General features: G+C 72.5%; 9 protein-coding genes. 6 read left to right on the forward strand and 3 right to left on the reverse strand.

Annotated features, from left to right (window positions below; translation table 11 throughout):
* Nucleotides 1–42: 42 nt before the first annotated feature.
* The 3 genes from ACWDA7_RS31530 to ACWDA7_RS31540 all read left to right on the forward strand — a co-directional run bounded on the left by ACWDA7_RS31530 (nt 43) and on the right by ACWDA7_RS31540 (nt 1,869).
* Nucleotides 43–408, forward strand: a complete 366-nt coding sequence (locus ACWDA7_RS31530) for a rhodanese-like domain-containing protein (RefSeq protein WP_450608484.1) — start codon at nt 43–45, stop codon at nt 406–408.
* Entirely contained in the window at nt 405–1,148 is a 744-nt protein-coding gene (locus ACWDA7_RS31535; RefSeq protein ID WP_450608486.1) for a sulfite exporter TauE/SafE family protein, read from the forward strand. The genes ACWDA7_RS31530 and ACWDA7_RS31535 overlap by 4 nt, the downstream gene beginning before the upstream one ends.
* Nucleotides 1,149–1,284: 136 nt before the next feature.
* On the forward strand, nt 1,285–1,869 hold the full coding sequence (locus tag ACWDA7_RS31540; RefSeq protein ID WP_450608488.1) for a rhodanese-like domain-containing protein: 585 nt from the start codon (nt 1,285–1,287) through the stop codon (nt 1,867–1,869).
* Between the two features lie 106 nt (nt 1,870–1,975).
* Here the strand turns inward: ACWDA7_RS31540 and ACWDA7_RS31545 are convergent, their stop codons facing one another.
* The 3 genes from ACWDA7_RS31545 to ACWDA7_RS31555 form a co-directional block, all read right to left on the reverse strand.
* Complete coding sequence (locus ACWDA7_RS31545; protein ID WP_450608490.1) at nt 1,976–2,341, reverse strand: peptidoglycan-binding domain-containing protein; 366 nt, start codon at nt 2,339–2,341, stop codon at nt 1,976–1,978.
* A 371-nt stretch (nt 2,342–2,712) separates the two neighbouring features.
* Complete coding sequence (locus ACWDA7_RS31550; protein ID WP_450608492.1) at nt 2,713–3,546, reverse strand: hypothetical protein; 834 nt, start codon at nt 3,544–3,546, stop codon at nt 2,713–2,715.
* A gap of 191 nt (nt 3,547–3,737) precedes the next feature.
* Entirely contained in the window at nt 3,738–4,595 is an 858-nt protein-coding gene (locus tag ACWDA7_RS31555; RefSeq protein ID WP_450608494.1) for a hypothetical protein, read from the reverse strand.
* Nucleotides 4,596–5,286: 691 nt separating this feature from the next.
* On the opposite strand from ACWDA7_RS31555, the gene ACWDA7_RS31560 reads away from it, so the two are divergent.
* From ACWDA7_RS31560 to ACWDA7_RS31570, 3 genes are all read left to right on the forward strand, one after another.
* The gene (locus tag ACWDA7_RS31560; RefSeq protein ID WP_450608496.1) at nt 5,287–8,220 is read left to right on the forward strand and encodes an ATP-binding protein; all 2,934 of its coding nucleotides are present in this window, start codon (nt 5,287–5,289) and stop codon (nt 8,218–8,220) included.
* A gap of 101 nt (nt 8,221–8,321) precedes the next feature.
* Nucleotides 8,322–8,528, forward strand: coding sequence for a hypothetical protein (locus tag ACWDA7_RS31565; RefSeq protein WP_450608498.1), 207 nt, complete (start codon nt 8,322–8,324; stop codon nt 8,526–8,528).
* Nucleotides 8,529–8,580: 52 nt separating this feature from the next.
* On the forward strand, nt 8,581–10,112 hold a 1,532-nt coding region (locus ACWDA7_RS31570), incomplete at its 3' end, for a carboxypeptidase regulatory-like domain-containing protein (RefSeq protein WP_450608500.1).

Raw genomic sequence — 10,112 nt, forward strand, 5'->3', positions numbered from 1 at the left:
GACCGGACGAAAACCCATTTCGAGTCCTTGAGAGGTAGAGCCATGTCCCTCTTCCGGCGCGGCGACGACCGGGTCACCGTTGACGAGGCCGTTCGATGTACCGGTGGCGACCATGCCCAGGTCGTTCTGCTGGACGTGCGGGAGGAGCCCGAATGGGAAGCCGGGCATGCCCCTGGCGCCCTGCACGTCCCGCTGTCCCGGCTGGCCGCAGGGGCGGCACTGCCGGCCGCGGCCCAGGGCCGGGCGCTGGTGGTGATATGCCGCAGTGGTCGCCGCTCGCAGGACGCCGTTGAACTGCTGACCGCACGTGGCGCCGAGGCCGTCGATGTCAAGGGCGGCCTGAAGGCGTGGGCCGCCGCAGGCCACCCCCTGGTCGACGAACGCGGGAACAGCGGCTCCATCGCATGACCGGTCTGGTTCTCGCACTCGTCGCAGGTGCCGTCATAGGCCTCGCCCTGGGCGGCCTCGGCGGTGGAGGCAGCGTCCTGGCAGTGCCTGCCCTCATCTACCTGCTCGGCTTCACCCCGGCGGAAGCGACCACGGCGAGCCTGATCATCGTCACACTCACCTCGGTCACGGCCCTGACCGGGCACGCCCGGGACGGCAACGTCGCCTGGCGTACCGGGCTGCTGTTCGCCGCTGCGGGCGTCGTGCCCGCGATGCTCGCGGGGGCAGCAGCCGGCCACCTGCCGCAGCCCGTGCTCACCGTGGCCTTCGCTGTCGTCGCAGGGCTCGCGGCCCTGCGGATGCTGCGCCCCGTGCCTACGAAGCCGTCGGGCCACGTCCGCCCCGGAAAGGCCGGCGCCGCCGGAGCGGGACTGGGCGCGGTGACAGGGTTCCTCGGCGTGGGCGGCGGCTTCCTCGCCGTACCCGCCCTGGTGGGTGTCCTCGGTATGGCGATGCGCGCCGCCGTGGGCACGAGCCTGCTGGTCATCACGACCAACTCGCTGGCCGCCCTCACCGCTCGCGCCGGCACCGGGATGCACCTGGACTGGGCGGTGATAGCGCCCTTCACCGGGGCGGCGATCCTGGGCGCCTGGGACGGCAAACGCCTGGGGAAGAAGATCAAGGGCAAGACGCTCCAGAGGGTCTTCGCCTGCCTCCTGCTCGGGGTGGCCGCCTTCATGCTCGTCGACGTACTCGTATGAGCCGCTCCTCGGCAGACGCAGCCACCCGCCGCCCTGGCCCGTGCTGCCCGCGCCGTTCCGCGCGCCTGTCAGCGCACGTTCCCGATCACCCTCGTCCATGCCCCCGTGTCACCGACGCACAAGGAAGACATCTGCCATGACCACCCCCACCACCCTCGACCCTCGCGAGGCCCACTCGCGCCTCCATGAGCTGACCGTCATCGACGTCCGCAGCCCCGGCGAATACGCGGGCGGACACCTGCCCGGCGCCCTCAACATCCCGCTCGACCAACTCGACCGGGCCCTGCCCGACATCCGCACCGTCTCCGAGCGCCGCGGCATCCTCGTCGTCTGCGCCTCCGGCGCCCGCTCGGAGAACGCCTGCCGCATCCTCGCCGGCCGCGGTATCGACACCGCCACGCTCGCCGGAGGCACCAGTGCCTGGGCGGCCCAAGGCCACGACCTGCACCGGCCCGAGGGAGCCCCGAAGGCGACCTGGAGCATGGAACGCCAGGTCCGTCTCACCGCCGGTTCGGTCGTCCTGCTGGGCCTGCTGCTCGGTCTGGTTCTGCACCCGGCTTTCCAGCTGCTGTCCGCAGGCATCGCCGGCGGCCTGGTCTTCTCCGCCCTGACCAACACCTGCGGCATGGCAGCCATGCTCGGCAAGCTCCCTCACAACCGTCCTCGCCGGGCCGACCTGGATGCCACGCTCGCTCGCCTGCGCGGGGTGGGCATTGATTGAGGAGGTACGCGACGACTGCCCTGTGAGCCGGCCGCTGTGAAACGTGAGGAGCACCCGATCAGGCCCGTTGGACCGGCTGCCGGCGGCTGGGCCGGCGACGGGTTGCTCAGGCCGGATAGGGGTTGTAGCAGTCCAGAGCCGGGTGGTACAGCACCTGCCAGGTGCGCGCCTCGATGAGACCGTTCTCCGGCAGACCGTGGCAGCCTTGGATCCACTTGATCTTTTTCAGCATCACGGAGTTGAAGACCCCGTCGACGGCCAGCTTCGGTGGCAGTCCTCCCCACACGTTGCTCAGGCATTGGGCCTGCCGGACCGCCGCACCGGCGTCACCGTACGTAAGCACGGGCCGAAAAGTCGACGAGACGTAGGAACACTTCACGTTGGTGGCCGTGGCGACCTGTGGCACAGCCAGACCCAGGGATGTGGCGGTGCACAGTGCCGCGCCCAAGGTGACCAGTCTGCGCTGTTTCATGCTGCTCCTTCCGGCCCGGCCGCCCACTGGGCGGCCGGGGTGATGGATACGGCCCATCCTCCCTGCGTTCAGCAAAGCCCGCGAGTTTGCGACGGTGTGATCGCAACGTGACGTGGGACTTTTGCGCCGGCCTTCGATCGGAGTGAGCAGGCCGGACAGTGGACTGGGGAGCGCGCGGAGCGAATTTCGGCTCGTGCCTGCCTACCGAACCAGGTGGTGCAGGCCACAGGCGCCGGCTACGACGAACTCGGCGCGGGTGAAACGAGGGTGGGTCCCGTATCCCGCAACCGCCGAACCGCCCTACTGGGTTGCGTACTGAGCGGCTCGAGCAATACCTCCGGTGCGCTGACCACTCAGCGTGAGCCGACCGCTCACGAGGCCGGCGTCGGCGTGGGGGAGGCGGACGGGGGAGGGTAGCTCGGGTGCAGCGAGGGGGACAGGGGAGCCAGTGCGTCACACATGCTGGACGGAAAGGCGGGCTCCTTGCGCCGCACGTTCTGGCAACCTCCGGCCGCGCCTTCGGCTATCGGCTTCCAGCCGGACTTCTCCGCCCGGAAGAACCAACGGTCGCCGAGCCGGGACGAGCAGGCGGGGTCCGTCGTATCGTCGCAGGCCGGTCCCGTGCGCCAGGAGAAGTCCAGCACCAGCCACTTCCCGTCGCAGCGCTCCGAGTCCCTGTACGTGTGCTCGGGCGCGTCGACCGCCATCAATGCCTGGTCGTAGGAGGCAGCGGTACAGCCGGTGGCAGGCGGGTGGCAACCCAGCTCGCCGCACAGCCGCAACGCGGGCGGCTTGGCGCCGTCCACGGTGAAGCGCACGTAGTCATCGACGATCACGTCCCGGCCGCCCAACGGCTCGGGCAGTTCGAGTCGCACCGTGGCGGTGCTCTCGCCGGTGCACCCGGACCGGGTGTCCCCTGACGGGGAAGAGAAGGTGATCTGGACCCGCGCAAGGTCTGTCATGGGGTCTGTGAGCACCGCCTTGAGGTCTCGCACACACGGGTGCTTGCCACTGGGGACCTGTGTGTCGAGGAGCAACGTGCGGTGGTCGTCGCCGAGGCGGGCTCCGGTGACCGCGGCCGGCTGCGCCGTGGTCCACGGGATCGGCCCGGTCGCCGTCAGCGGCGCGACCGTCGCCCCTTGCCCGGCCACCTGTGTCCCGCATGCCCCGAGCAACAACACGGCCACAGCGCAGAACACGGCCATCACCGCTCCACGTGTCCCGCGTGATCGCATGAGCACTCGATCCCCCGTCCCTGTACCGGCGCCGGCTGGCCAATATAGAGATGGGACAGGAAGGCTCACCAGGCGGCCGCCGGTGGGGCGGGAGACCGGACAGGACGATGCAGCGTGGTGACCTCCGGTTTGGTGACAGTGCGTCGTCGGTGCGGTGCCCTTCAATCAGTGCATTCCTGATCGGGGGTGTAGGGCGGGATCGTCCAGCACATCTTTGTCCGGCCGTCGGGGCCACGTCGAAGAGTCACGGGATAGACCTGCCCGAAGCGGCGTTCGCCACGACGTCTCATCGAGTGGTCGCCGCCGTCCCAATTGATCCCCAGTACCGGACAGCCGGCGACCTCGATGGCGCCGATCTGAAGCGGATGGGTCCAACTCGCGCGGCTGAAGCGGTGGAAGTCGGTGTGCGCGTCGACCGCGACCATGACGCCTCGGCCCTGCTCGTCGCCTTCCCAGGCGCTGAGTGCGTCGCCGAGCTTCTCGGCGTCGTCAAGAGGCAGGTCCAGCCATCCGTACACGGTGTTGCCGTGCTGCACGATCGGCTCTCCGCCGAACTGAACGTGAGCGGCCTCCGCGTAGCCACCCCAGTAGGTGACGTCGGCGAGGCCGTCGGTCGACGGGTGGCCGTCTCCGGTCCAGGAGTCCAGGGCGACCGCGTCACCGAGCACCATGCCGCACCGGTCGACCGGCAGGTCCCCGAGAACGATCGGCTCGCCTCCTGCGGTGCCGGCCCATGGCAGGCCGAGGTCGATTTCAAGGACCGCGATCGTCGGTCCTCCGTCGAAGGGCGACGCCGCCGTACTGGCCCGCACCGTCAACGGCCTGTCTTCCGCAACGTGAACCGCGACCATCTCGCACATCCAGTCGTGGACATGCCCGCCGCCGATCGACGCCACGGCACATGCGCGCTCGGACAGCGGTTGGCCCAGCTGCGGCCAGTAGTCGATCCACGACGCCATCCCCAGCACGAGGACTCCCGACGGCGCTGCCACGACTCCCAGGGCAATGTCAGTAGCCACCCGGCGATTGAACCTTCCTCCAGCTCTCAGGATCAAGGTCTGGCCGGGCCGGCACGGTCGTCCGGGCACGACGGACGAGTTCGTCGTGTAGGTCACCGCCCCGTGCGCCGCCCGGAAACGCGAGCAGAACCTGACGCGCCTGGTGGACGAAGACGGCCTGTAGGCCGGACGGCCTCTCGGAGGCCCGCCCGGTCCACTCCGCCCTCGCACCCCTGCCGCCGGATGATGCTGCGCATGCTCTTCCCGCGGCCCGAGCCGGTCCGTCGGTCGTCGTCGACCGGTCAGCTGGTGGGAACGTCAGCCGTCACGGAAACCCGCGGGTGGTCCGCACGGCGCGCCGCGTCCGCTTCGGCGACGCGGCATTGACTACCGAAGACGCCCGGTCGTACGGGCTCGAGAGGCTTGCGCGTGGCGGATCGCATCCGCAGTCCTCATCTCCCGCGCCCCGCCCGTCCAGCCCCTGGCCGCCCTGCGCGCCGCAGGCCACACCCGGCGCCGCCTCTGGCACGGACGAGTCCGCCGGGGCCGGAAGCGCGTTACTGTACGGCGGCGCTGCACCGGCCATCGGAATCTCCGCTCACCCAGTTGCCTCGAGCGGGGGATCCACGCGAACTGAGCGCACAGAACGCCAGGACGAGGGCCGAAGGGGCGCCCGGCAGAATGAGTCCAACGGGCCGGATCGGAGTCGGAGATGACTGCAGCGGAGAGTGGCGGCGTACCGACCCGCCGGCCTGACCTCGGTGTACCCCGCCTCGTCGGCCGCGACCGCGACCTTTCGTTGCTCGACCAGGCCCTCGACGGGCGGCCGGGTCTCGTCGTGGTCGCGGGTGAGGCGGGGATAGGGAAGACCCGGCTGCTCCACGAGCTCCAGCGGCGGCGTCCGGAGACGGCGCTGGTCGCCGTCTGCCCGCCGTTCCGGGAGCCGTACACGCTCGGCCCGGTCGTCGACGCCGTACGCCGGCTGGCCGACCGTGTCGCCGGTCTGCCGCTCACCGGGCTGGCGGGGGCGCTGCGGCCGGTCTTTCCGGAGTGGGCCGGGCAACTGCCGCCTGCGCCCGAGCCGCTGCCCGACGCCGCGGCCGCCCGGCACCGCCTGCTCCGCGCGCTCGTCGAACTGATCGACGCCCTCGGCGTCGGGCTGTTCGTGGTGGAGGACGCCCACTGGGCCGACGAGACCACGCTCGAACTCCTGCTGTTCCTGCGGGCCCGGCGGGAGCGGAGCCCGCGCCTCGTCCTCACCTACCGGCCCGAGGACGTGCGCCCGGAGTCGCTGCTGCGCCGGCTGGTCGCCCAGGCCGGCGTCACCCGCCTGGAACCCGGGCCCCTCACCACCGCCGGGACCGCGGACCTGGTGTCCTCGATGCTCGGCGGGGAGCCGGTCTCGGTGGAGTTCGCCGAATTCCTCCACGGCCACACCGACGGGCTGCCGCTCGCGATCGAGGAGTCCGTCCGCCTGCTCTACGACCGCGCGGACCTGGTCTGTGAGGACGGCGCCTGGCTACGGCGCGACGTCGCGGAGCTCGACGTACCGCCCAGCATCCGCGACGCCGTGCTCGAGCGGACCTCCCGCCTCGGCCCCGCGGCCGGCGCGGCGCTGGCCGCGCTCGCCGTCCTCGAGGGGGAGCGGTCGCCGGCGCTGGTCGCCGAGGTCGCCGGCATACCCCTGCCGGAGGCGGAGAACGGTCTGGCCGAGGCGCTCGCAGGCGGACTGCTGCACGAGGACCGCGACGCCCGGGTGGGGTTCCGTCACATGCTGGCCGCGCGCAGCGTCTACCACGCCCTCGGCGCCGGGGAGCGCGGCCGTCTCCACCGCTGTGCCGGGGAAGCACTCGAGCAGGAGCCGGTGCGCCGCGTCGCCGAGCTGGCCCGGCACTTCCGGGAGGCGGGCGACCCGGGACGCTGGGCGGCGTACGCCGAGCAGGCGGCGGACCACGCGATCTCGTCGGGGGACCCGCGGACGGCGTTCGGGCTGCTCCTCGACCTCCTCACCGGCGGTGCCGTCCGCGGCGCGGCGGTGTCCCGTCTGGTGCGACGTATGCCGCTGTACGCCGCACCCGGTAACGGGCCGCTGCGCGAACTCGTCACCGTGCTGCGCGAGACCGCCGCCGGCGACCTCACGCCGGAGGAGCGGACCGAGGCCACCTGGCAGCTGGCCCGGCTGATGTTCCACGTCGGTGATGTGGAGGCCGCCTCGGTCGAGATGGAGCGGGCCGTGCCGGGGCTGGTCCAGGACCGGCCGGTCGCCGCGGTCCACGCGATGATGATGCTCGCTCGCCCGGTCGGTACCACGCGGCCCGCGGCGCATCACCGTTCCTGGCTGGAGCACGCCGGGCGTCTCATCGAGGCCCGGCCCGATCCGTCGCCCGAGGAGCGGCTCGCCTTTCTCATGGACCGCGCCGCCACGCTCCTGGTACTCGGCGACCCCGCCGGCTGGGCGGCGGCGCGCGACCTCCCGGCCGAGGGGGAGACCCCCGGCGAGGTGCTGCAGCGCGCCCGCGGGTTCGCCAACCTGGGTGAGGCGGCGATGCTGTGGGGCCGCTACGACGACGCCCGGCGCCGGCTCGATGCGGCCGCCGCCCTGGCCGAGCAGCACCAGCACCTGCGCCTGCGCGATCTCGTCACGGCGACGCTCGCTCACCTCGACTGGCTCACCGGCGGCTGGACGGGGCCGATGGAGTGGGCGGCCTCGGCCCTCGACGCCGACGAACCCGTGCTGCGTGCCGACGCGTTGCTGTTGGCCGGTCTGCTCGACGCCGCGCGCGGCGATCACCGTCGGGCACAGGAGTTGGTGCGCGCCGCGATCGCGGTCGAGCGTCCGCGCGGCCCCGTCGACGGGTCACGCGACCCGTCCACCGTGCTCGGCCGGCTGGTGATCGCCGCCGGCCGCCCCGGGGAGGCACTGGCCGCGACCGATGCCGCCTGGCGGCTCGTCGAGGCCAAGGGACTCTGGCTCTGGGCCGCCGAGATCGCCCCGCTCCGGGTCCGCGCGCTGCTCGAGGAGGGGCGCGTCGGGGAGGCCACCCGCGCGGCCCGGGCCTTCGAGGCGGGTACCTGCGGCCTGGACGCGCCGGTGGCGACGGCGGCCCGCCTGCTGATCGCGGCCCTGCTCGCGCGCGCCGGCGGTGACCTCGCGGGCGCCGCCGGGCACTTCGAGGAGGCGGGCGCCGCCTGGGCCGCCCTGCCGAGACCGTACGACGCCCTGCTGGCCCGCGAGGCGGCGGCCGGCTGTCGCCTCGCCGGCGGTGAGCGGGACCGGGCCGTCGATGTGCTCCGCGAGGTCTTCGACGGCCTCACCGGCCTCGGCGCGACAGGGGACGCGGACCGGGTGCGGCACAGCCTCGCGGACGTGGGGGTCAGGGTCGGAGCGCGGGTGGGTCGGCCCGGCTACGGAGACCGGCTCTCGCCGCGCGAACTCGACGTGGTGCGCCTGCTCGTGGAGGGCCGGACCAGCGCACAGATCGCCCGCGTCCTCGGGCTCTCGCCCCGCACCGTCGAGAAGCACGTCCTCTCCGCGATGCGCAAACGGGGCGCGCCCTCGCGCACCGCACTCGCCGTCGTCGCGGTGGAGTCCGGCGACGTACCGCTGCCGGGGAACGCGCCGCAGCCACCGACATTGACGGGGTAGCCGCCCATCGCCACGGGAGTTTCCCGGGTAGTTCTGCGCATTGCCGCCTTCCCGCCGCGCGACGTTCACTGCTGGCTCTGGGACAGAACGGAGCAGCCGAGATGACCTCTGGCAACGGCGCCGAACGGTCCGGCGAGGAGCCGGCGGTCGGCCCCCTCGACGGATCCCTCGAGATGTCCATCACCGAGGACTCCGACGAGGACTCCGACGACGGTGAGGACACCGCCGTCGATCCGGCCCCGGCGGCGAGCGCGGACCGGCCGCGTGAGGGCCGACGGAAGCCGGGCGTGGAGTACCGGCCGGTCTGACCAGCAGCCCGACTCAAGTCGGCCCGGCCGACGCACACTTCCGTGGAGAGTGATGTACACACGACTACGCATATGGGCCGCCGGGCTGGCGGTCGCCTGTGCCGTGGCGTCCGGTCTGACGGCCGTCGCCCCGGCGCAGGCAGCGCCCACCGCGAGCGGCGGCACCCCGAAGAGCACGGCGGGCTACAAGCCCGCCGCGTGCGCCGTCCCCGTACCCGCCTCCGAGCGCAAGGGTGACGCGCCCTACGCCACCTGCGACCTCATGGGCGTGACCAACACTCACGGCGCCTTGGCCGCGGGCTCGTCCACCCCGCCCGCCACCGCCCTCACCCCGAACGATGTGAGGGCGGCCTACGACCTGCCCACGGGTGGCTCGGGCGAGACGGTCGCCATCGTCGACGCCGGCGGCTACGCGAACGCCGAGTCCGATCTGGCTGTCTACCGCAGCACCTACGGCCTTCCCGCGTGCACAACGGCGAACGGTTGCTTCACCAAGCTCGATCAGAACGGCGGCCACAACCTGCCGCCCGAGGACGCCGACTGGTCCATGGAGACCGCGCTCGACCTCGATGCCGTCTCCGCCGCCTGCCCGGCGTGCCACATCCTGCTGGTCCAGGCGGACTCGGCCGCCATCGACGACCTGGGCCAGGCCGCGGACACCGCCGCCTCCCACCACCCGGTGGCCATTTCCAACTCCTACGGCATCCCCGGCGAGGGGGGGAGCTTCGCGACGGCGTATGACCACTACTACGACCACCCCGGCATCGCGGTCACCGCATCCAGCGGCGACTACGGCAACATCGTCAACTGGCCTGCGTCGAACGGGAACGTTGTCGCCGTCGGCGGGACGACGCTGACCCGCGACGGCACCACCGCCCGCGGCTGGACCGAGGCGGCCTGGGACAGGGGTGGCTCGGGCTGCTCGAGCGTCGAGCCGAAGCCGGCGTACCAGCAGGGCATCGACACCGGCTGCGACAGGCGTGCCATCGCCGACGTCTCCGCGGACGCCGACCCGGCCACCGGCCTCGGCATCTACAACTCGAGCCCCGCGGTCGGCGGCTGGCTCCAGGTCGGCGGCACGTCGCTCTCGTCGCCGCTCGTCGCCGCGATGTACGCGCTCGCGGGCGCCCCGACGCCCGGCACCTACCCGGTGACCTACCCGTACGCCGACACGAACGCCGGTGACCTCACCGACGTCACCGCCGGCTCCGACGGCTACTGCGGCAACCAGCTCTGCAACGCCCGCACGGGCTGGGACGGCCCGACCGGGCTCGGCTCGCCCGTCGGTGTCGGCGCATTCCGCCAGGGCCCGCACGGTCTGGTCACGGGTACCGTGCGCGGCACCGGCTCGGGAACGGCCAACGGGCCCGTCTCGGGCGCCTCGGTCACCGCCACCGACGCGGACGGCCGCAGCTACACCGCCACGACCGGTGCGTCGGGCAGTTACACGCTCGCGCCCGCACCGGGCGACTACACCCTGACCGTCGCGCAGTTCGGCTACGCGACGGCCACCACCACGCTGAAGGTGACCGAGGGGCTCACGGCGAAGAAGTCGTTCACGCTGCGCGCCCTGCCCACCCACGT

The organism is Streptomyces sp. NPDC001156, assembly GCF_053598275.1.